At 57.1% G+C, this 21589-nt stretch carries 15 protein-coding genes and 2 pseudogenes; 9 read left to right on the forward strand and 8 right to left on the reverse strand.

Translation table 11 applies throughout. The features are described 5' to 3' along the window. The first annotated feature begins 240 nt into the window (after positions 1-240). Together AC0L2M_RS00430 and AC0L2M_RS00435 are read left to right on the forward strand one after the other, a co-directional pair. Positions 241-1827: a lipopolysaccharide biosynthesis protein gene (locus AC0L2M_RS00430; protein ID WP_473533738.1), complete on the forward strand. Its 1587-nt coding sequence runs from the start codon at positions 241-243 to the stop codon at positions 1825-1827. A gap of 11 nt (positions 1828-1838) precedes the next feature. Next, positions 1839-3104 (forward strand): polysaccharide pyruvyl transferase family protein, encoded by a 1266-nt coding sequence (locus AC0L2M_RS00435; RefSeq protein WP_473533739.1) that lies wholly within the window; start codon positions 1839-1841, stop codon positions 3102-3104. A gap of 442 nt (positions 3105-3546) precedes the next feature. Here the strand turns inward: AC0L2M_RS00435 and AC0L2M_RS00440 are convergent. The 3 genes and pseudogenes from AC0L2M_RS00440 to AC0L2M_RS00450 all read right to left on the reverse strand — a co-directional run. Continuing rightward, a pseudogene (locus AC0L2M_RS00440) lies at positions 3547-3690 on the reverse strand (IS66 family transposase zinc-finger binding domain-containing protein); the annotation flags it as partial. Positions 3691-4096: 406 nt separating this feature from the next. Then, positions 4097-4783: a class I SAM-dependent methyltransferase gene (locus AC0L2M_RS00445; RefSeq protein WP_473533740.1), complete on the reverse strand. Its 687-nt coding sequence runs from the start codon at positions 4781-4783 to the stop codon at positions 4097-4099. 105 nt (positions 4784-4888) lie between these two features. Further along, positions 4889-5731 carry a hypothetical protein gene (locus tag AC0L2M_RS00450; protein WP_473533741.1) on the reverse strand — a complete coding sequence of 281 codons (843 nt, stop codon included), beginning with the start codon at positions 5729-5731 and terminating at the stop codon, positions 4889-4891. A gap of 663 nt (positions 5732-6394) precedes the next feature. Between AC0L2M_RS00450 and AC0L2M_RS00455 the strand changes: the two genes are divergently transcribed. From AC0L2M_RS00455 to AC0L2M_RS00475, 5 genes are all read left to right on the forward strand, one after another. Then, complete coding sequence (locus AC0L2M_RS00455; protein WP_473533742.1) at positions 6395-8455, forward strand: hypothetical protein; 2061 nt, start codon at positions 6395-6397, stop codon at positions 8453-8455. Positions 8456-8559: 104 nt separating this feature from the next. Then, a complete protein-coding gene (locus AC0L2M_RS00460) occupies positions 8560-9261 on the forward strand; it encodes a class I SAM-dependent methyltransferase (RefSeq protein ID WP_287175312.1) in 702 nt (233 codons plus the stop codon). A gap of 641 nt (positions 9262-9902) precedes the next feature. Further along, positions 9903-11183: an O-antigen ligase family protein gene (locus AC0L2M_RS00465; protein WP_473533743.1), complete on the forward strand. Its 1281-nt coding sequence runs from the start codon at positions 9903-9905 to the stop codon at positions 11181-11183. Further along, positions 11180-12145 (forward strand): glycosyltransferase family 2 protein, encoded by a 966-nt coding sequence (locus tag AC0L2M_RS00470; protein WP_287175316.1) that lies wholly within the window; start codon positions 11180-11182, stop codon positions 12143-12145. The genes AC0L2M_RS00465 and AC0L2M_RS00470 overlap by 4 nt, the downstream gene beginning before the upstream one ends. 279 nt (positions 12146-12424) lie before the next feature. Beyond that, positions 12425-13528, forward strand: coding sequence for a glycosyltransferase (locus AC0L2M_RS00475; protein WP_473533744.1), 1104 nt, complete (start codon positions 12425-12427; stop codon positions 13526-13528). 257 nt (positions 13529-13785) lie between these two features. Here AC0L2M_RS00475 and AC0L2M_RS00480 read toward each other — a convergent pair whose 3' ends face one another. From AC0L2M_RS00480 to AC0L2M_RS00490, 3 genes and pseudogenes are all read right to left on the reverse strand, one after another. Continuing rightward, positions 13786-15654: a Wzz/FepE/Etk N-terminal domain-containing protein gene (locus AC0L2M_RS00480; RefSeq protein ID WP_287175319.1), complete on the reverse strand. Its 1869-nt coding sequence runs from the start codon at positions 15652-15654 to the stop codon at positions 13786-13788. 572 nt (positions 15655-16226) lie between these two features. Next, positions 16227-16442 carry an exopolysaccharide production repressor protein gene (locus AC0L2M_RS00485; RefSeq protein ID WP_473533745.1) on the reverse strand — a complete coding sequence of 72 codons (216 nt, stop codon included), beginning with the start codon at positions 16440-16442 and terminating at the stop codon, positions 16227-16229. A 428-nt stretch (positions 16443-16870) separates the two neighbouring features. Then, positions 16871-17022: pseudogene (locus AC0L2M_RS00490) on the reverse strand (molybdate ABC transporter permease subunit); the annotation flags it as partial. Positions 17023-17157: 135 nt separating this feature from the next. Between AC0L2M_RS00490 and AC0L2M_RS00495 the strand changes: the two are divergent. Beyond that, positions 17158-18432, forward strand: a complete 1275-nt coding sequence (locus AC0L2M_RS00495) for a polysaccharide biosynthesis/export family protein (protein ID WP_473533746.1) — start codon at positions 17158-17160, stop codon at positions 18430-18432. A 189-nt stretch (positions 18433-18621) separates the two neighbouring features. Here AC0L2M_RS00495 and AC0L2M_RS00500 read toward each other — a convergent pair whose 3' ends face one another. Next, positions 18622-19614: a glycosyltransferase family 2 protein gene (locus AC0L2M_RS00500; protein ID WP_287175325.1), complete on the reverse strand. Its 993-nt coding sequence runs from the start codon at positions 19612-19614 to the stop codon at positions 18622-18624. A gap of 457 nt (positions 19615-20071) precedes the next feature. Here AC0L2M_RS00500 and AC0L2M_RS00505 point away from each other — a divergent pair, with 457 nt between their 5' ends. Beyond that, positions 20072-20746 (forward strand): protein-L-isoaspartate(D-aspartate) O-methyltransferase, encoded by a 675-nt coding sequence (locus AC0L2M_RS00505; protein WP_287227079.1) that lies wholly within the window; start codon positions 20072-20074, stop codon positions 20744-20746. 66 nt (positions 20747-20812) lie between these two features. Here the strand turns inward: AC0L2M_RS00505 and AC0L2M_RS00510 are convergent, their stop codons facing one another. Beyond that, the gene (locus AC0L2M_RS00510) at positions 20813-21439 is read right to left on the reverse strand and encodes a CDP-alcohol phosphatidyltransferase family protein (protein WP_353682297.1); all 627 of its coding nucleotides are present in this window, start codon (positions 21437-21439) and stop codon (positions 20813-20815) included. Positions 21440-21589: the final 150 nt, after the last annotated feature.

Below are 21589 nucleotides of genomic sequence, written 5' to 3' on the forward strand. Positions count from 1 at the left end.
CAGGCGAGGATCTAATGCACAGACGCTCATATTTGGCCAGTGGACGGAAAGCAGAAAGGGCGGTTTACTCCGTCCTAGTGCGGCGTCGCTTGAATGTTGCCGGTGGCGAGCTGGTCGAGGCGGCTCCCGGCAGAAATGCAGTCAAGCAGAGGCTCTTCGTACGGAAGGGGGATGTATTGGCGACAACCTTCATCAAGCTGGAATGGCAGGGTCATCGATGGCGCCAACAGGATTATATTCATGGCTGAATCAGCAAACGACGGCGGAGACGCTACCGGTGACCCAAACGGCGTATCGTGCATGGCAAACACTGAGGACAGCAACTCGACAACTAAACCGCGCAAACTGACAGAGCGCATGCTGAAGGGCGCTGCTTGGTCCGGCGTAACCTCGATCGCGCGCCTGGGACTGAAATTCATTTCGGTTGCGATATTGGCGCGGCTGCTTTCGCCGCGGGATTACGGCGTCGTCGGCGGCGCACTCATCGCCGTGGAGCTTGCGGCGATGCTCTATGGTTTGGGCCTGGCCCAGGCGCTCATCCAGCGCAAGGTCGTCGAGCGAGATCACATAGCAACTGCGCTCGGTGTCTCTCTTACTCTATCTTGCGTGATCGGTGCCGCCTTGTGGCTCGCAGCGCCGTTTGTCGCAGCGTTGATGCGTATCGAAGCTCTAACCGATGTCGTGAAACTGCTCGCATTCACGACCCCGCTGGGTGCCTTCAACTTGATCTGCGAGGCGCTCCTTGTGCGCAACATGAGGATAAGGGCGGTTTCTCTCCGCCCGCTCTTCAGCTTCTCCGTAGCGGGCTTCGTCGTTGCTGTTCCCATGGCGTTCGCCGGATTCGGCTATTGGTCGCTCGTCGCCATGCAGATTGCAGAAGTGTCTGTTGGTGCGCTTGCCTTCGGAGTTGCTGCTCGCAAGCTTCTCGTGCTGCCCGGCTTTTCAGCTCGAGCGTTTCGCGAATTGTGGCCGATGAGCCTTGGGTTCTCGCTCACGCAGCCCTTCGGATACCTGGTGAACAATACCCCCAAGTTTCTTATCGCACGGCTCATGGGCGCCGAGGCGCTCGGTCTTTTCACGCGCGCGGCTTTCCTCAGCGAGAATGCAGGGCATCTCTTCAACGGCATCGTCCGAATTGTTGCATTTCCTGCCATGGCTCAGCTTCAGAATGACCGAGAACGCCTGCGCAGCGGATACTTGAAGGGCCTATCTTTAACGGCTCTGGCCACCATCCCGACCAGTGCATTTTCTATCGTTTTCGCGCAAGAGCTTGTCGACATTATGCTTGGTACACGATGGGACGAGGCCGTCTTGCCCTTTGCCCTTCTTGCGACCAGCCTATATTTTCGACTTGGTAACAGGGTTAGTTACGCAGTCCTTCAGGCGCTGGGGCAGCCCTATCTCATCATCAAGAATAACTGCGCTGTCGTTGCTATACTCGCACTCGGCATCCTGACGACTTCCGATCATGGCCTCGCCAGCATTTGCACGGTGGTGCTACTGGCTTTCGGCGCTGCTTTTGTGATCACCGTCCGACTCGTCTCCAGAGTTATGGAAATGAGTATCGGTGCTATTCTTAGGGCTCACGTTATGCCAATGTCTCTCGCCGTGGTGGTTGTTGCCATCGGCGTAGGTACAAAGGCTATGCTTGTTGGGCAGTCGAGCATTGTCATTGTCGCAATCAGCGCTCTTGCTGTTGTGAACTCAGTGCTCGCGCTACTCTACTTCTTGCCAGAGAAAACTTTGGTGTGGTTTGATGTAGAAGGAGTTCGAACGCTTCCGTCGCTAAGGTTTGCTTTTCGCCAGTTGGCTCGTTATTACATGTGATCGGGACTAATATGAGACCTCGTGTTTTTCTTATAACGCGTCTTCATACGCAAAATGCGGGCAATGAGGGAATCTCTACAGAGTTCATACGGTACGTAACATCCCGTTTTCCTGCTGCGGATGTTCGAGCTATTGATCGTTACCCACGCTTTTTCGAACAATTTGATCTGAGGGGCATCGGTGGAGGTTCGATCAAGGAGTTTGACGCACTAGCTCACGCGCTGACATTGCGATTTCGCAGGGAGGACGCGCCTTTGCCAGCGAAAGCTGAGTTAAATTTGGTCGAGCTTGACGAGACGGGAAAGGAGCTTCGTGGTCCCTTCCGAAGAGTAAAGCATAAGCTGGCATTGCGTAGGAAATTGGCCGGCATGGGACTAATCGAGAGATCAGTTCCTGTAACCGCTGTGACAGCTTGTTGTACTTCTGATTTAGTCGTTTGGAATCCCGCAGGGGAAATTTGTCCAACCGGCGATCCTCATCAAGTGATGCGGTTGCTTCTGTTGCTTCGAATCGCTCAGTTAAGCGGAAAGAAGACTGTCGCAATCAACCACAACCCCGAGATCGGGAACAATGCTCTCGGTGCCTTGATTGCTCACGTATACAAGAACCTGTGCTATTTGAGCGTGCGCGACGCAAAATCGGTTGAAGTTGCGATAGATCTTGGCGTGCGCAATTCGATTATTCATGAGGCACCGGATATGGTGTTTCTGGCCTCACAGATATCGGTGCCGGAGGCTGCAAGCGCCATACCCCGCGGGGCGATCGGGCTTGCAGTTAATGGCTTGGTGGCTATGCAGGGCGTGGATGAATGGGCGCGTCTGGCAGAAGGTCTGAATAAGGTCGGGCGTCCCATCGTTCTTGTGTCGAATGCAATCCATCGCGATTTGGCTTTCGCCAGACGCTTGAGTCGGATGATCGATAAATCCACGGTCATCAACTACCAGCCTCGATATCAGCAGCTTCGGTCCATATACCGAAAATGCGATGCCGTCATCAGCAGCCGCCTGCATGCTTCGATTTTGGCGCTTTGCGAGGGTGTCCCGGTCGTTAGCATCGAACCGTCGGTCTTCAAAGTATCAGCGATCTTTCGCCAATTTGATTATCCGCTCGAAACTGAAAGATTGCAGCAGGCTGGTTGGTCTGATCGGGTCCTTGCCAAGCTAGCACGGTGTCTATCGGAGGAGCGATCTTCGATTTCGTCGGCTGGTGCAAACGCAATTTCCCAACAGCTGAGAAGGATAGAAGTGGCGTACGCACCGTTCCTTGCGCTTGCATAGGTTGGGCGCGTGTCCACCTGTTGTCGGGCACCTATGCAGGTGATCGGCGAGAAGACCTGAGTAAGCGCTCTTTTGCCTCGGCGCCGGCGTCTTGTAGTTGGATCGGAGCTGGTGTCAGCCCGCGAGTTTATTGCTTGAGTTCTCGGGCGCCCCCAGGGCATTAGCTCGTCGAGACTCGAGGTGGCCAGAGGTTGACGAACTTGGTGAGTACGTCGGCGAGGTAGGCTCGTGGATCGCCGCCTTCCAATTTCCAGGTTTCGATCAGCGACGCGATGCGGGCTCTCCGATACAATCCGCAGCTTCGCTCCAATCGACCAACGGCGACGGCATCCAGTCTCGACCTCCAGCCGCCCAGCATGCTCACTTTGCGTTCTCTAAACTCAGCGCTCGGCGATGACAAGGCGCCCTCACCGTGCGAATACAAAGATCTTCCTCTCAGCTTCTCGATGTGACTCTGAGATGCGCGAATTTGCACCACCACCTGCTCGCAGGCTCGGCAGGCATATTTGGGACGGCGCGTCACCATCGCCCGGTACTGCGCCGGGATCACCTCGAGCCCCTGCAAGGTTTCCTCGCCGATCACATGCCTACTTAAGGCGTTGCGCACGGTCGTTTCCAATCCTGTGTGACAGGAAAAACCAAGTTAGAAAACACCTTTGAGGCGGTCACGCAGTGACTAGCAGAAGTCTTTCCGAATAGCTTCGTTCGCGGGATCGGGAGGCTTTTTACCGATGACATCGCGCAGTCGGGCGCAGGTCGGTTCTGTAATGAGAACAATATTCATCTTAATGCAATGTAGGCGAGTTGCAGCTCTGGTTTGTCACGGGTCTGAGTCGCGCTGGCGATATAAGCTTTTCCGTTGGCATTCTTCTTGTTATAGTACTTTGCCGATGTGGTCATCCCGAATTCAAGCGCGTTGTATATTCAACATCGATCTTCGTCCTCTAAGATTGAAGGAGTCTTCTACGTGGTGATAGCAATCATATACTAAATCAACCGTAAGCGGGGCGACGCAGTAAGACCACGGTCGACGAATAGGGTCGAAAGAGCCAGAAGTATCTATGATAGCGAGCCTTGAAACGCTCAAAGTCCGCAAGAAGGAGATACGGAAAACTTAGAACATGCCGGGTAAGCAGCCGGATCAGCTCCGGTAATGTATGCTGGCTCAGAAGATCGTCCAGATAGGTGCTGTCCGAAACGACGGCCTCTTGCAGGCAGGTGAAATCAGGAAAGAGGCGACGGATTTCGTCGGGGGCTGGCCGGTAGAGCGTATCGATGGGGTCGAGGTGATAGGGGTAGCTGTACGGGCCGGTGACCAGCAGGAGACCCTCAGGCTCCACGATACTGGCGCAGGCATCGGCAAATGCGCCCGGATCAACCAGATGCTCGAGTAGGTTGCAGCACATGACGAGCCTGGGATGGAGCGCCCTCAGTTGCTCCTGGAAGGCCAGATCCAGTACATCTCCAATCAAGTCCACTCCCTCCTCTTCCTTCATATCGATATTGAGGACACGTACCCCGCGCTCGCGAAGCGGCCGAAACACGAGTAGGTCGACGTGGGGCTGTTCCACCGTCCGGAAGTGGGCGGTCGAGGAGCCGATATTCAGGCAGGGATTTATTGCTTCGCTCGGAAGCGAAGCCAAGATCGTCTGAACGTGCTTGGCTTCATTCGGACGCATCGGCGAGCATTCCCCATCCGCTAGTTACAGTGTGCGAGGGCCTGTCGCCACAGGCCCGCATCGTTAGCACCGTTCGCCTCGTCGTTTGCTCCACCCTCTGCGAATTCAGGGGCCCGGGCTGCTCCACCGAACCTCGTACAAGGACTCCATGACGCCGGAGCCGTACCTGTTGAAGTCCTTCAGGTCGTCGCTCGTCAATCGCTCGATCGCAGCAGCATTAATGTTCTCAGCCAGGAGTGACGCCCAGTAGCTTTTGTCCACTATGCGCATGGTGCGACTTGCAGACGCGGCGGCCTCCTGACCGGGCCCATAGCTCTTTGGCTTGTGAATATAGGCGTCCTCACGGGGCCGCGGCAGCGCCAGGCGCCCGTACAGGCGATCCAGAAAGCGGAGAGGATGGGCAACCATATCCTCGAACCTGACAAGCAAGTAGTTGTCTCTGGCAGCCTGTTCCTCAAGCATCTTGCCGGCAATGTGGCTGTAGACTCGACCCGCCATCATGGCCGGCACCCCTCGGCGGTTCCATGAATCGCAAAGGCCGTAGCCGTTCCTCACCAGCCCGACGAAGATCGTCTCTTCGAACTGCTTCTCGATTTCAGAGTTCAGGAAGATGTCGTACTCAGTCACCTTGAAGAGGACGTGGCGCGCGAGCGCGAGATCGAGCCCCCTTTCCTTCCGCAGCTGGTAGTCAGCGGCGATCGACGCTTGGATGCTTCTTTCCAGACGCTTCTGAAATCGCTTCGCGTAGAACACTGATCTGGAGGCCAGCTTGCCCGCCCGGACTCCCAGACGCCGATAGACCTTTGGGGGAAGATTCCAGCCGCCGTTGTAGTAGAACTGCCAAAACTCATCGAAGGTCATGAGGACGCCGGGCGAAGAGCCGATCATATTCGCCAGAATGTTCGACCCGCCGCGGCCGAAGGAATTTATGACAATGGCTCGATCCATTCTGGGGTCCAGGGATTGCGGTTCGGTGCGCTATTGACCTGTCTGAGTGTACTGGGCGATAGTATTTCCTAACCCTCGCGTCGTAAAGGCTCGTGTCACTGTACCCGTAGCGCGCGTGTTTTTGGTTGTCGACCATCGTCAGGAGCGCGCCCGCTTCATCGCCGCGTGCCGGACAGCACTGCAAGCGCTACTCGTACCACACGAAAACGCATGGGAAATCCGATTTCTGAAAGGAGGTACTAGGACGGGCGAAGTTCATCACATTGAACTCGCGGGAGACAACCTGACCAAGTGGGTTCCGGCGCGCGGATAGACCTTCGGAACAAGCTAAGCTCCTTGTAGCAGAATTGCCAGAACTTGTCTGCGGCCATCTTACTTCGAGAGAGAGGCAGCGATCATGTTGACCCGTATGTTCGAGCCCCCTCGACCGAACGAATGACGATAACGGCTCGTTCCATAGTATCTCGATGCTCGCAGACCACTCCGTTTCGAAAGATTCTGTTGCCCTTCGGCGCGCCGCAGGGCGTCATTGAAAAGCCAGACTAAAGCGGCGAATTGTTTTTGCGAGGAGAAGCGCAATAATCGGTAACGGGCGCCGTGGTGCAGCCTTAGCTCGAAACCAGCGGATATTGGCGCGATGTGAGATAGGTAAGGCACACGATAATGACCAACCGCATTTCTCGCCGGGATCTGGCGCTGGCCGCATGCGCCGCCCTTGTGCTGACGGCATCCGGTCGCTCAGGACGGGATGCTCGCGCCGCCGGCCCGGCGCAAGGCTCGCAGCCGGAAGCTGACTCCTGGCGTCCTGGTCTGTTCCCGGAAATGATTGTGAAATCCTGGTATCAGGAGGATCTGGCCGAAGGCGAAATCTCCTCGTGGCAATCCGGCGGCGTGAAGCCGGTGGCTGCGGTGCAAGCCGAGCCCTCCCTGCGCCCAACAAAGCTTCCGAATGACGGCGGCGTCCTCTTCAAGAAGGGCACGAAACAGGCGTTGACCTGGCCAGTCGATAAGGATGCCCCCTATCTCCACCGGTGGTGGCTCGTGATCGCCCGGTGCCATTCGGTGAACAACACCGGTGCGGATAACGTTTCCGTTCTTTGCGTCAATGGCGCGGAGGGCGGCCCGGTGCATCGCCAGCCCCAGGTCTGTTTCAAGCCCCCGGCCGGCAGATTCGTTTCGCGGCTCCATGACGGCAAGCTCAAGAGCGAGGAAGGACAGTACTCGACCGACTTTAACGACTGGAATGTCATGGTCGGGTACCGCCGCGGATTCGTGATGCAGGCTGTGGTGAATGGGGTCAAGACGGCCGGCCAGGCGATCCATGCATTGAAACCCAACCTGATGAAATCGCAGAGCTTCATGGGCGATGTGAACAAGCCGATGAGGGCCGATGTCGCGATCGATTGCGTCATCATCGGGCAAAGCGAACTCAATGATGCGCAGATCGACAAGCTCGTGGGTTGGGCCATGTGGCGCGCCGGCAGGCAAGCCGACCTGCCAGACGATCATCCCTATAGAAAGAGACCGCCTTCGGCGGTGGATGCCAGCGACAATCCCGCGCGCTATGCCTTCGATCCGCAGGCTTGGGCAAGTTGGGCGGCGGTTGATACAAGGACGAACCAAGCCCATCGCGGTCAGGCGGCGCCCAATATCAGCGGCTATACGACGGTGTTCTTCGACGATTTCGAGACCAACACCATTGTCGACGATCTGACAGGCTCACAGAGCAGCGGCTGGTTCGCGCCGACGCATCTCACCAATATCGGCGGGGATGCGAAGGCACAGCGGATTTCCGGGACGCCGTCTTCATACATTCACGATGCCGAGAGCCACACGCTGTCGCTCCGTCTCGTCCACAACAAGGTTTGGAGGACCGGAGCGTTTTCTTCGGTCAACAACAACGGCCAAGGTCGGTGGTGGGGAAAAGGAATATTCGAGATCCGCGCCAAGTTCCCCAAGCTTTCCGCGCCGCGCCCGGACTTCTTTCCTGCCTTCTGGGCCTATGGCAAGGAGCACCTGTTTTGGCGGACGCGGAATCGTCTGGAAACTGACTTTTGGGAATATGGGGGGACGGACGGAACGTGGATCAATATCAGCCAGCATGTGCATAAGCCGGCGCTTGCCTATCTCGATCCCCAAATCGCCGCCGCTGACGTGCGCAGGAAGATCGCCGGCTACCCGATCGACCAGTCAAACGGCTTCCCCAACGCGATAGACATATATGACGGCGAGTTTCATACGTGGTACGCCCAGATCGAAGATAATTACACATACTTCGTGATTGATGGCTATGAAGTGGCACGTTGCCCGACGACGCCGGAGCTTGCCGCGCAAAAATACATCATGGTCGATTTGGGCATTCGATCCGGCAGGGGCGGAGTCTTGCCGGATCCATCCGAAACTTACGACATGGCCATAGACTATATTCGGGTCCGCCAGAAGGAGTCGGACCTTGCGGAGGTGCCTGCAGGCTTCGCGCGATTGCCAGAGCTTTCCAGTTCTGCCTCAATCGGAAGCACGCTGAGCGTACAGCCGAATGTGCCAGCGTCGCATCTGGAGTACCTTTGGTATCGTGACGGAGTTCCCATCATCGGCGAAACTGCTGCAACATACAAGCTCAATGCAAGGGATGCTGGGCACAGGATCCGATGCCAAGTGCGTGCGCTCTCTTTGCTTGATCAGCCGGAAGCCTGGACAGCCGAAGCGGACGTCGTAGAGAGGTAATCGTGCAATGAGCTTTCGCGGCTTGAATATGGCATTATCTGCCCGTGCAAAAAGGACAGGCGGCAGGGTCTCCTCTTAGTTCCTTTTCGCCCCGGGAGAAACATATGAGTCCGTCCGCCTATGACCGCTTGACGGTGAATAGCCCCAACCCGGCTGCACGGTTTGCGCAGAGAAGCCGGCATGAAGGGGGTATCCGACTTGTGAATCAACATCTCTCTCCAAGCAGCGCTATCCTCGACTACGGATCCAACAATGGCGACTTTCTTAACACGCTGGCCGGCGGGGGCTGGACAGGACCGCTTTACGGCTATGATCCCTATGTGACGCCAAAAGCCCCATTGTTCACGCCGGTAGGGAGCCTGGGAGAGATACCTGATGAGGTACTAGACGCGGTGCTGGCCTTTGAAACCCTCGAGCATGTCGACGACCACGTATTAGAGGAGTTCATCTCGTTCTGTGAGCGCTCTCTGCGGGTTGGTGGCGTTCTGATCATCTCCGTGCCCATCATGGTGGGGCCTATTCTCTTGCTCAAGTACCCCAACGCAGTTTTTATAAACAAATCGCGATGGCGATACAGCGCCTGGGAGCTATTCCGTGCGGCAATTCTCTGGCAACAGGTCCCACGGAGCAAGTCCGGCGCCTATCTCGATCACAAGGGGTTTGACTACAGGGTGCTTCGACAGAGACTCGCCTGCCGCTTCGCCCCGATCTCGATCGGATATTCTCCATTTCCGGTCTTGGGCCCGGCCCTAAACTCTCAGGCTTTTATGTGCTTCCGGGCGATGAGCACGAGCGATCGTATCTGAGGTGAGATTGGAACCACAGCCACGGATATGTCCCTTGCTTTTCTCCAATGGTTTGTGCGGACTGAATGGAGTCCACTGAGTCCTGCGCGGACCCATCCCTCGATGTCCCGCCAAAATTCAGCGCATTGCCGGTCTTCTCGGGCGAGGCTTCACCAATCCAAGAGCTGACTGTCGTATCGAACGTGATTGCGTCGCAAATAGAGTGTCTATGGTATCGTGACGGCGTTCCGATCGTGGACGAAACCGGCACAAGCTATGAGCTCAGTTCGCGGGATACCGGGCATAAGATTCGCTGCCATGTTCGCGCGGTCTCTGTGCTCAACCAGCCAGAAGCCTGGACACCGGAGAGCGAGACCGTCGGCTAGGCCGCATCGACCGCACGCCGTCGGGATGCGGCACCACTCTCGTCGGACTGCTGATGAGTTCTGCCACCAGTAAGCCTCCCCGCAGCCGAGGAGGGTGAGCTTTCCCAACAGGCGGAAACCTCTTCGATATGCGATTGCCACAGCGGGCGGAACGATGGGGTCGTCGGCTGGAGCAGGGTGAAGTGTTTCTCCGCGGCTGGCATTGATACATCCAACAAGTTCTGTATCCGGGAAAGAGAACATGCTAAAAGAATATCTCGCCGCGAGGGGGCTGTGATGCGTTATCTCCTCACATTCGCGATACTGAGCCTCTTCCTGCCAATCAGGCTCGAGACGGGTCTTGTATTGCTGCGTCCGTTCGAGGTGATCGTATTGCTGGCGCTCATCATTGGCCTGGCGACGGGGCGTTGGCGAAATTTGGCTTTTTCAGCCGGTTTTCTACTGCTCCTGCCCTTCTTGGGCTGGCACATGGTCTCGGCCTTCAGCGTGGACGCAGAGAACGGCCTGCGCGAGCTGTTGCAGATGTCCACCGTGGGCGCCTTTGCGTTCGCCATCGCACAGGAGGCTAGATGGCTCGAGACGCAGAAGGCCGTCAACATCTTGCTTTTCGGCATGGTGCTGATTCTCGCCTATACGATCAACTGGCATGTGGCTCATGGCTACTCGGTCGGCTGGAAGCACTTGGCCGACCCAAGGCTCGTATTCACCTTCCTTCCAATTGCGCTCGCGGGGCTCCTCCTCTTCGCCAAACGGGGCAAGCGGCGCGCCCTTTGGTTTGCATGGGCAGGGATACTTCCTTTGCTCCTGCTATCCGGGGAACGCAAGGCGTTTTTGATCTATCTCTTTCTGACCGCTGCGCTTCTGATGCGCGGACGGGTCGCTGCAATGGTACCAGCGATCGCCGCCGGCTTCGTGGGTCTTTTCATGTTATCGATCATGGTAGACAACGCCTATGTCGAAAAGCAATTGCAGACCATCGTCAATCCGTTGAGCATGGGGCAACACGAACATTTGGCCGCGACGGGGAAATATGCCCCTGGTGACACGCCGAGCAATGTCCAGCGCGCGTTTGCCTTCACTCTGTCGAAACAGCTTATCTCCGAACATCCATTAGTGGGCGTGGGCACGAACAAATTCAAGAATATTATCGATACGGAGTTCAGCGGACTTCCTGGCGAGTTGCGGCTGGGGATACATGGCGAGTTTCAACGCATCTTTACCGAGAACGGCATCATTGGGCTCAGCCTCTATGTTCTCATATGGCTCGCTGCATGGTTTCGATTAAGCCGTGCCCTAAGCTGGGCACTTTTCCACGGATTGATCGGAGCGGCCCAGGGACGGCTTCTGCCCCTCGTGCTTCTTGTTCCCTGCGCCCTTTACGTTGGAACGGAAGCCTCCGGCACACGAGCATTCGTCACGTTGAGTCTTGTCTCGCTCCTGCCGGAATTGACCCGGCACGGGCTTTGGCTATCATTGCACAGGGCGCGGAGGAGCCACCCCAGGGGCATGAGACATCCTCGATTTCTCGCGAGCCCCTTGCCAGGAAACACGAGATGAGTGTTTCGGTTATCATGACATGCCACAATGAAGAACGCTTCATCGCGCAGGCAGTGGAAAGCGTGATCAATCAGACCGCGTCGAGCCACATCAAAGAGATCATCATTGTCAATGATGGCTCGACGGACGGCTCGACGGAATTGATTGCGTCGCTGGCCGATCGGGAGCCGCGCGTACATGTCCTGACGACGGCGGGTATCGGGCTTTCATCGGCGAGGAATCTTGCCATCAGACATGCTGCCGGCGATCTTATTGCAATTCTCGACGGCGATGACTTCTGGGCCGAGGACAAGCTTGAGCGTCAATTAGCCGTCTTGGGCAATGGCTGCAAGGCAGGTCTTGTCTACGGCGATTTTGTCGATTTTTCCGCTCCGGATCTGTCCGATGCTCTACACGTCGCCGTGCGCCGCTATCGCGCGGACCAACGCGATACGCTGCCGACATATTTTCTGCTTGATGGGCCGATTGTTCCTTCCAATATGGTTATGCGGCGGGAGATGGTCGAAGATATCGGGGTATTCAACGAGGCGTTCAGGGCTGGAGAGGATACAGAGTTTTGTATGCGCGCAGCCGAGCGTTGGACATTTCAACATGTGGCCGGAGCACTCGTCTATAAACGGCGCCATGGCTCGAACATAACCCGCAGACTCGACGCGCTTCTGCCGGTAGGCGAAGGCCTCACGCGAGAATGGGCCATGGGACGGCCGGAACTTGCGCACCTCGCGCGTCGGCGCAACGCGCGTCTGTACGCAAAGGCGGGCAATGATTGCGTGGCTCAAGGCGAAATGAAACGTGGAGCGCGCTTGCTCATTCGCGCGATGTGGCACGATCCATTGTCATGGCGGGTGTACGTTTACTTTTTTCTTTGCGCCCTGCCGAGGGGCATGGATCCGCAGGTGCGCCGTGCAGCCAAGCTATTGTTCTACCGCGCCTTGCGCAAAGACTTTGCTGACGGCTCTTAATGATGCTGGCGGAATGGCGAGAGTTCGAGCATCTCATGCGGCAGCCCTGGAATCTTTCCGTAGCGATTATTCTGTACCGCGACACAGGACCATAACGGAGGCGAAATCAGAGCTCTCCGCGGTCGCCAAGTCGCTCTTAACGCGGGTAAGAACTTGAAAGGTCTCCAGACCCCACCACTGAGCCCTCACCACAAGCGCAGGAGAATTCCACACAAGATCGGGCCGTTAGTTGCGACAGTAAATACGAGGTGCAAGAGAATCGGAGCGCTTCACTATCACATGCGAATTCTTTACTTCATCAACGGATTCGATCCCGGTGGCGCCGAGCATGGGCTGCTGACCTTGCTGCAAGCAGGATTTTTCAGCGGCCACGAGCTGAAGATTCTAGCCTGTTGCCGTGGTCGCGAGGCTCTTGCCGATGAAATCGCCGCAAATATCGGAGAGCACAATCTTATCCTGACGTCGCAGAGCGAAGTGCCTTCCTTGCGCACCTTCGTGAGCACGTTCTTTGTAATGTTGCGCCTCATCCGGGAGTGGCGGCCGGATATGGTTGTGTTGTCGCTCAAGCAGGCCAATCTCCTGGGACGGCTAGTTGCGATGTTCGCTCCTCGGCTTCGCTGCGTTTCATTCGAGCACATCGCCCGTTACCGCTCCCGGCGTGCCGAAGGCGTTTATGGCCCTGTGCTCAAGGCGCTGTCCTGGCGTGTCGACGAAATCTGGGGTGATTGCGAAAATACGCTGCAGGAGACGCAAGCATACTTCCTGCCCCGCAGGCGCCGGTCGCATGTGGTGCCTCTGTTTCGTGCCGATGAGGCTTCCTCCCGCAAGCGCGACTACGCGCTTCACACACCCTTGCGCCTTGCTGCAGCCGGACGCCTTATGGCGCGAAAGAATTTTGACCGCCTGATTGAGGCCATCCGAATGCTCCAAGACCGCGGCGTTTCGGTGAGCCTCGATCTTTACGGCGACGGGCCGGAACGGCAGGCGCTTTCGCGCAAGGCGGATGAGCTCGGCATTCGAGATCGCGTGCATTTCCATGGATATGTCGCACGCTGGTTCGAGCTGGCCTGTGATCGTGACATGTTCATCAATCTGTCCGATACGGAAGGGTTCTGCATCGTCGTCGCCGAGGCGATGCTTGCCGGGCTTCCGGTGATCGCGACCGACGTCGGCGGTATTCGGGATTACGGGAAGCATGCACAGAACATGCTGAAGCTTCCTGTGCCCTCAGCGGAGATGGCGGTGACCCAAGTGTTATTGCTCGCGGGCGATGAAACGCTCCGCAGAGAGATCGGAATACAGGCACGACACGATATGCTGGAGGCCTATTCGCAGGATGCTTTGCGTGTCCGCGCTACGGCGGTGTTGGGTGGCGGAATGTAAGGACCGGCAAAGCACTGGCGACCAGGCTAGCCGGGCCAATCGTGAATTCTGACTGCTCGGCATCCCACCTGTCCGACATGGTTCTCGACCTGGATGCCAGCGTGCGGCCCACCGGCTGGAGGAAGCGACGATGTATCGCCGGTCCTTCCCGACGAACACCATCTCCTGCGTCTCGCGCGGATAGGCCCGGACGGAGTTTGTTCGCCAAAGCCCTCCTTGGGCTATCTGCTCAAGACAAAACAATGACTGCTCCACAACTAGGCCTGGTAATACTGATGATAACGTTCACTGTAAAATTCGGCGCTGCCGAACTTTTGGTACCGCTTGATTCCTTTGATATCGACCTTGTTGAGCAGAACGCCGATGCATTTATCCGCCAGGATCGGGTTGTTGTCGAGAATTTCGCGCACGAATGTACGAGCGGTCACACCCCATTCAACAACCAGAACAAGGCCGTCGAGGTACTGGACAAAGGACCTCACGTCCGCGACTGGAGCCAACGGGGGCAAATCAACGACGACGTAATTGAACATAGGGCCCACCTTGAGCAGAAAGTCGCCCATTTTCTCGATAGGCTGCACGGTGTCTGCGGGTTTTTGTTGGCTCTGGTTCACGCCGGGCAGGAACCTCAATGGCAATGACTGATGGGCCAGCAAATCTCTCGGATTGAGTTCTCCAGCCAACAAGTTGGCCAGGCCTCGTTCCCAGCCGTTGGCTAACATAGGGGACAAGCCCGGATTGTGGATATCGGCATCGATCAACAACGTCTTACAACGCTGCATAGCAAGAACCAGCGCTAAATTAGCAGCGACCAGCGACTTCCCTTCTCCCGGAAGGCAAGAAACGATGCCGAGCGCCTTGGTGCTCTTCCTTGGTAACTCGACATCAACAGCGACTTTCACAGTTCGCATCGCTTCAGCGAATTCCGAGCGCGGATGTTGCTCTACCCAGTTGAAAGCGCTGTTCTCCACCTCGATGAATGACGGCTCTCCGGCCGCACGATCGTGCGTGTCTCGGCGAATTGGCTTCCCGTCCAGCAAAGGGATCATTCCGAGCGTCTCAAGTCCGAGCTCATCGCGCACTTGAGCCGTCGTGCGGAAAAAGCGCTCCCGGTACTCCCGAACTCCGCCCACACCGGCGCCAACCATGCCGCCGAGCACGACGCAGAACGCCAACGTAAGACTGCTGTTTGGAGAACTCGGTCTGCCGGGGTAGGGTGCCTCCGAGATAGTCCGCGCCTCCGTCAACGCCATCGAAAGGTTCTGCAGGCTCGCTTGGTACTGCTGCAGGACCTGTTCATATTGCGACTTGAGAGAGGACGCCTCAAGTTCGAGCTGGCGCAAGGTAACCAGCGTTTCCTTGGTCAGCGTATTGTCTGTTCGGAACCTGTGGATTGCGAGTTCGGCATCGACCGATCGCTTTCGCACCGTCTCGACCTCTTCCGCCAGCGCGCTGCGAGCTCGGATAATCGACTCGTCTTTGGCTCCGACTTGGTCAGAAATATAGATTTCTGCATACTTACTGGCTATTTTTTGCGCCATTTCGGCGCTAGGCGACCGAAATTGGACTTCCAGAATGTAAGAAAGCCCTACACGAGCTACCGTTATATTCTCAGCCAGAATGCCAAATGCCTGCCATCGAGGATCGGATCCTCGCGCGGCACTCGATTTCACCGGCGCTCCGCTTGCTTCGGAACTGCCGATGAATGGCCACCCAGCGACCGATCCTGTGAGACTGTTGAGCAATGAATATGGCGCCGACAAGAAAGAGCGATCGGTAGCAAGACCGAGGCTGTCAACAACCTTTAGCCCGATGCGGTCGGAACGCAACAATTCGACCTGACTCAGCATCATCGGGTCAAGCTGTGCGGAGCTTCCGCTCTCTGTTAACTGCGTTACGATGGATGGCTGGTTCTTGTCGATCAGGATTCTGGCCGTCGACTGGTACAAGGGCACCTCGGCCCAAAGATACGCCAGCCCCAGCACAAGACCTGCGAGCGCGCATATAAGGACGAACCTCGACTGCCGTCGCGCTGCCGCCACGAGTGTTTCGAGATCAATCGTTCCCCACTGAGGATCGCCGAATTTGAAGGCAGAATCCGGGTGCTTTTCAACTTCGCGGAGCATAAGCCTTCAAACCCGTGGGATGAGACTGGCAGCGCATTGGTAATGACAAACACCCTACCACATTATCTGCCTAAATGTCTGCAAATTCAGTATCGACGCCCGCGGAGCACAGGCGCACCGCTCGGGGCGGGCATCAGCCCGCTCTTCGCCAAGGCGCAACTCCTAACCTCGATACAAACGAAACCTCACGCGGCCCATCTCCGACTGCCGCAATTCCGCTGCATGTCGTAAGCTCCAATTGAAAGAAGAAATTGAGTCGTATTGCCAAATGTCAAAACATCTGAGCAAGAGATCCCGGGCTCCGGTTGAGCCTGTCCCGCGGGAAACAGGGAGGTCGATTGGAATGGCTCGTCGATCACAGACGCGCGATAACGATCACCGCAAGGGTCCTGCGCGCGTCTGGCGTGTCGCGGAAAGCCTCTCCGATGCCAGAATAAGACAGGCTGCAGTCTCATTTTGTTTCGTGGTGTGGGGTGTCATCTTGCTGATCGTCCTGCTCTAGCAGCCAGAGCCTATAAAGGCGGAGAGTGGCCCGCCTCACTAAGTGGCTCGGCATTTGCTCCCTTTCGGCCTCATCGCGCGATGTGTGACTTCGGAGTCACCGATTCTTTGGAGACCGAGCGCCACACTAGCAGCATGACAGCAACAAAGTACCCAATCTGTATCAAGATCCCACAAATTAACGTTTGGACAAACGTGCCCCAGACGGAGCCGGTGAGCAAATATATACTGATGGCGAATGCCAACAATACTATGATAAAGGCTCGCAAAAAAAGCAAAAAGGACATCGCCGTCCCACTAGCAGCCGCTGACGTGACGCGCTCCTTGGCTATCCAGGCCTCAGCGCGTTAACCATCATAACATATCGGAACGGGTCAGAGCGACCGATATATTAGAATATGCGAATAAATACGCCCAACCTGTGCCAGGAGGCTTGCTTCCAGGCGGGACCGGCCATGCCATGCGATGTGGATTTAGGCAGAGGCTGAATCGAGTTGTGTGCGTCAAGTTGAGCAAAATGGGATGGCTTCGACGTTGGTGTGTCCGCCGCGCAGCTTCAGTGTTTAGCGGAGCGGCGGACATGGCGGCCCCGCCTCAGACGGGCCAATGCCGCTCAGGCCACCAGGAAGACGAACGCGACTGCCATCAGCAGGTAGCGCGACCGGCCGCTCGCTGGCCGGCGGTGTCGCTTCCGATCGGCGATACGATGGTGACGTCAGCCATAGCGTTTGCGGCTCCGCGACTGCACCAGATTGACGACCAGGAGCATGGCGAACGATAGCAAAACCATGATCGCCGCGATCGCGGTGGCCGCCGGATAGTTGTATTCTTCCAGCTGGATGACGATCAGAGTGGCGCGATCTCGGAACATGGTCTGCCTTGTTGCCGTTGTTCAGAGCGTAAATTCGCCTCAAAGGAATGGCGTTGTGAGAAAGGTCTGCGTCGATGTCATGCTCGAGCATTGCGGGGTGATCGCGAATGTTGAATAGATCGGTGCGCTGGATGCGTGCAGGCAGCTGCGCTGCGCTCGCATGCATGTTTTTGTTGTTCGCATATGCGAATCTGTCGAATGGCCTTGCCCTAGCAGAGGAGTACAATGTCGGCGATTACCGTCTGCAGACTGGCGACGTGATCGGCTTCGCTGTCATAGGCTATCCCGAGATGCAAAAGAGAGCTGTGATCGACCAAAGCGGTGTAATTGTGTTGCCGGTCCTCGGCCCCCTAAACGTTCTCGGGAAGACAATAGAGGATGTTCGCAAGGAGGTAATTGAGGTTTTAAAACCAAAATCTCTTCCGCAACGATCCGCCGACGGCACTGAGACTTGGACTGGGTTTTACCCGGATCAGATTGTAGTTGATATTGAGGAATACCGACCCGTCTATATTGACGGGGACATTGCCTCTCCTGGGATTCAGCCCTTCAGACCAGGAATGACTGTCCGACAAGCTGTGGCGGCTGGCGGCGGCTACCAGCTCGGTCGCGGTGAGCTTCAAAACCCTGAAATGACAGCAGCGGACCTTGGCGGCCGCCTCCACATTCTGCGCATCAAGTACCAGGAAAGCGAAATCAAAGCTGCTCGCATAGAGGCGCAGCTGAGCGGCGCCAGAGTGATTGAGGTCCCGGACGCAGAAGGTGACCCGAGCCTCGAACCTCGTCGCGACGAAGCTTTGCAGCAGGAGGGGAAGCATCTTGAAGCTGTCTATGCGGATCAGGAGAAGGAGCGCGCTTCGATTAAGTTGGCCGCAACCAAGGCGGCGGAACGAATGGGCTATCTGAAGGACCAGCAGAAGGCGGATCAAGCGGGCGCAGCCGCAGATGCGGCGGAACTTGTTCGCCTCAAGAAGCTCTTCGAAAAAGGTCTGATCCAGATCACTAGCGTCAACAATGCTCAACGCGCAGTGCTCTTGTCAGCGACCCGCGCTTTGCAAACCAACGCTGAGATCGCTCAACTTGAACGCGACCAAGGGGATTTGCAGCGCAGTCTTGACAAGTTTATCGACCAGGGTCGAATCGACCTGTTGGCTAATTTGCAGACTGAACGCGCGGCGATGACGCAAATGCGCGCTGAGATCGATTCCCTGACCAAACAAATCGCCTACGTGATGCAGATGCGCAGCGACCTTGTAGGCGAAGGGGACCGCATTACGATCGGTGTAACCCGCTCCACTGACGGACGGGCAGCGACGACCGAGGCGACTGAAGATACTCTGCTTGCTCCGGGTGACACCATCACAATTACGCTGAAGGTCCCACTAGGAGCGGCGGTCGCGAATTAAACAATTAAATATTGTATAGGGGCGGCGCGTAATTGCACGTGTCCTATGGAAATGTGGTCAGGGCCAAGATCGTTCTGGTGGCCGCTCAGGTTCCGGGCAGTGACGTGATTGCCGCGTGCGCCGCCAAAGCCCGGCATCAAGCATCTAGCTTCAACAGCTCCGGCTCGGTACGTCCGAACAGGGACGCGCTCACCTCTCCAGATAAATCTTTTCATAAAGAGGCCGAGACTCGGCGTTTCGCATCCGGTTCACTCGAACCTTGATCCAGCGAGGAACCAGCCCCCGGCAGTAGACGTCGACCGTGTGAGGCAGACGTGAAACGACCGTGCGCGGCTCCAGGACAAAGAGCTTCTTCGACAGGTACCAGGCTGCGGAAGGCCGCCCTTGAATCAAAGCCCTCACGGCAAGCCCATTGATCGTGTCAAGCAGATGGGCATTGAGATCGCTCCCAAATTGCGGATATTTCTCGCGAAACTCGGCTAGGACAATTTCATACGAACGAAACATCTGCATGACATCGCTCGACATGTTGCCAATCGTCCTCCGGTAACCCACAAGATGTTGGGGCACGACACGAAACTCGTAATTCTCCGCTATTCTGAGGCACATTAGAAGATCTTCGCAGCCTTGTGCGTTCCTCGCCCTCAGGGAAGGATCAAACTGTCCCGCCCGCTCGAATGCGGAGCGACGTACAAGCATCGAACTTCCGTTACCGACAAAGTTGTTTCTGCACATGCGTTGCAGCACGCGACCATCGGCATCGGGCTGTTTGAATGAAAATATCCGACCGTCCTCGTCGATCTCCGCAAACCAGCAATATGCCAGACCAGCTGACGAGCCTCCTTCCTGCAGGACGCGCAGTTGCAGTGTGATTTTGGATGGAGCCCAAAGATCATCCGCGTCCACGAACGCTAAAAACTCCGCATCGGTGGCAGCGGCGCCGCTGTTGCGTGCGTGCGCAACACCCGCGTTCGGCTGCCTGAAAAGGCGTATACGCCGATCTTGCTCGGCATAGGCGGCCACGATTGACGCGGACCGGTCCGTCGACCCATCATCCACTACGATAATGTCCAGCGCCTGGTGGCTCTGCTGGCAGATGCTGGTCAGCGTCGGGAGAATGGTTCTCTCGGCATTGAACATGGGCACCACGACGCCTATCACAGTGGCATTGTGCTGGCTCATTTGCCTTCGTCTTCTCTCACGACGTGGTAAAATGGCACATCAGGGCCGGTAGTTCCATCAGATTTCACTACTTTAGCTGATGAGGATTCAACCACGGCGGCCGAGCGGCAAGGCAGAGGCCCCGGCGAGTTCCACTCAGCACTCCTGGAAGCGATAAAGTAGCGGCTTCCGGACTTTAGCTGGATATTTAGGAACCGCTCCCGTCGAGATCGCCGGCTGCCCACGCATGCACGCGATCCAGCCGTTCATCCTTCAATCACCGCGATCCAGGACATACCGATATAGCGGCATGGCATCGGATCTCCAGGGCCGCCGCCGATATCGACCAGACGCAACGCCAAAATTACCTCCGGTCGCCGTGGGCCACCCGCAACTGGAAACGATGACGGGCGTTGCTGTGACGAACAGGATATAAGCGTATCTGGCAGCAAGCCTGGTTGAAGAAAGCCCGACGGTCATGAAGCCAATGAACGAAGAGCATCTTGCAGTGCTGCGCCGGCACATGGTCGAGATGATTGCAATCCATACCGACCTTGCAAGCGAAGAGCTCGGCAAGGCGGCGCTCGATGAACGGGTGATGGCATCGATGCAGCGGGTGCCGCGCCATCTGTTCGTGCCAAGCTCGGTCGCGCCTTATGCCTACCAGGACATGCCATTGCCGATCGGCTTCGACAAAACCGTCTCGCAGCCGTTCATCGTCGCACTCATGACCGATCTCCTTGCTCTCCAACCGCACGAGGCGGTGCTCGAGATCGGCACCGGCCTGGGCTACCAGACCGCAATCCTCGCGGAACTCGCCGGGCAGGTTTGGAGCGTCGAAATCATCGAGGAATTCGCAAGCCATGCCGAGGCTCTGCTGCAGGACCTCGGTCTATCCAATGTCAGCATTCGTGTCGGGGACGGCTCTCGCGGCTGGCCCGAGCACGCTCCATTCGACAAGATCCTGGTCAGCGTCGCGGCGGGGCGGGCGCCGCCGGCTTTGCTCGAGCAGCTCAAGCCGGGGGGCCGCCTGGTTATGCCTGTAGGCCCTGAACAAGGGCAGTTGCTGACGGTCATCGACAAGGATTCGGCAGGACAACTGAAGACCCGCAAAATCATCCCGGTTCGGTTCAGCCGGCTCGAAACGGTCTAACGAGGGGTGCGGACAACAGGCACGCAGGGAGCGCCAGGCGCCTCATCCTTATGGGATTTCGCCGTCTCACGGCTGCTTCGCGTCGGCTCGTTTGAGCATCGCAAATGCGCGATTGATCCGTTGCAGCGCTGTCGCGTTGGCCACGAGTGCGTACAGCGCGAACCCGCCCGCCAGAATCCAGGGCGAAGCGGCGCCCATGGCGGTCGCCAATCCGTCGGCGACCAACAGCACGCAAATGAACACCAGGCGTTCCATCCGTTCGAAGAAATCCGGCCATGCCTGGTTTTCTATGGGGATTTCGATCGCAGTCCGCGCCTTGGCGTAGCTGGTGAGGAGTCCGCCGGCGAACGCGATCATGGCGATTGCCCACATATCGGCGACCCAGCCTATTGCCGCAAACACGGCGAATTCCTGATAACGGTCGGCCATGGCGTCGAAATAGCCACCCGCCTTGGTGCTCATATGTCTGCGGCGAGCAACCGCCCCGTCGAGCGCGTCGAAGGTGAACGCAAACGCCAGGCAAAGGCCAAAGGCAAGGCTTGACTGGTGGTACAGATAGGCGGCGCACGACAGGGCGACGAGCACCAGCCCGCCTGACGTAACCTGGTTCGGGGTCATGCCGATCCCGATCAGCGGAGAGGCGGCGTGCTCCCATAGCGGGTCGATACGGCGTTTCATGAGACCGGCGATCATGATGACTTGGCTCCTCCGATGATGTCGCCCCGCGACGTTTAACCGGCAAATTGAGGGTTCGTTCCAGCCGGTCGGCGCCGATCGAGGTGGTCAGCGCAATGTCCGTCTGTGTCCGCTGTCGCAAATCGACTGGCGATCTAAGCGTCGCGG

The organism is Mesorhizobium sp. WSM4806, assembly GCF_055811635.1.

What these genes read in the sequence shown, in the direction of transcription:
- AC0L2M_RS00430 (WP_473533738.1), top strand. Translation starts at nt 241, where the DNA reads ATGGCTGAATCAGCAAACGACGGCGGAGACGCTACCGGTGACCCAAAC.
- AC0L2M_RS00435 (WP_473533739.1), top strand. Translation starts at nt 1,839, where the DNA reads ATGAGACCTCGTGTTTTTCTTATAACGCGTCTTCATACGCAAAATGCG.
- AC0L2M_RS00445 (WP_473533740.1), bottom strand. Translation starts at nt 4,783, where the DNA reads ATGCGTCCGAATGAAGCCAAGCACGTTCAGACGATCTTGGCTTCGCTT.
- AC0L2M_RS00450 (WP_473533741.1), bottom strand. Translation starts at nt 5,731, where the DNA reads ATGGATCGAGCCATTGTCATAAATTCCTTCGGCCGCGGCGGGTCGAAC.
- AC0L2M_RS00455 (WP_473533742.1), top strand. Translation starts at nt 6,395, where the DNA reads ATGACCAACCGCATTTCTCGCCGGGATCTGGCGCTGGCCGCATGCGCC.
- AC0L2M_RS00460 (WP_287175312.1), top strand. Translation starts at nt 8,560, where the DNA reads ATGAGTCCGTCCGCCTATGACCGCTTGACGGTGAATAGCCCCAACCCG.
- AC0L2M_RS00465 (WP_473533743.1), top strand. Translation starts at nt 9,903, where the DNA reads ATGCGTTATCTCCTCACATTCGCGATACTGAGCCTCTTCCTGCCAATC.
- AC0L2M_RS00470 (WP_287175316.1), top strand. Translation starts at nt 11,180, where the DNA reads ATGAGTGTTTCGGTTATCATGACATGCCACAATGAAGAACGCTTCATC.
- AC0L2M_RS00475 (WP_473533744.1), top strand. Translation starts at nt 12,425, where the DNA reads ATGCGAATTCTTTACTTCATCAACGGATTCGATCCCGGTGGCGCCGAG.
- AC0L2M_RS00480 (WP_287175319.1), bottom strand. Translation starts at nt 15,654, where the DNA reads ATGCTCCGCGAAGTTGAAAAGCACCCGGATTCTGCCTTCAAATTCGGC.
- AC0L2M_RS00485 (WP_473533745.1), bottom strand. Translation starts at nt 16,442, where the DNA reads ATGTCCTTTTTGCTTTTTTTGCGAGCCTTTATCATAGTATTGTTGGCA.
- AC0L2M_RS00495 (WP_473533746.1), top strand. Translation starts at nt 17,158, where the DNA reads ATGCGTGCAGGCAGCTGCGCTGCGCTCGCATGCATGTTTTTGTTGTTC.
- AC0L2M_RS00500 (WP_287175325.1), bottom strand. Translation starts at nt 19,614, where the DNA reads ATGAGCCAGCACAATGCCACTGTGATAGGCGTCGTGGTGCCCATGTTC.
- AC0L2M_RS00505 (WP_287227079.1), top strand. Translation starts at nt 20,072, where the DNA reads ATGAAGCCAATGAACGAAGAGCATCTTGCAGTGCTGCGCCGGCACATG.
- AC0L2M_RS00510 (WP_353682297.1), bottom strand. Translation starts at nt 21,439, where the DNA reads ATGATCGCCGGTCTCATGAAACGCCGTATCGACCCGCTATGGGAGCAC.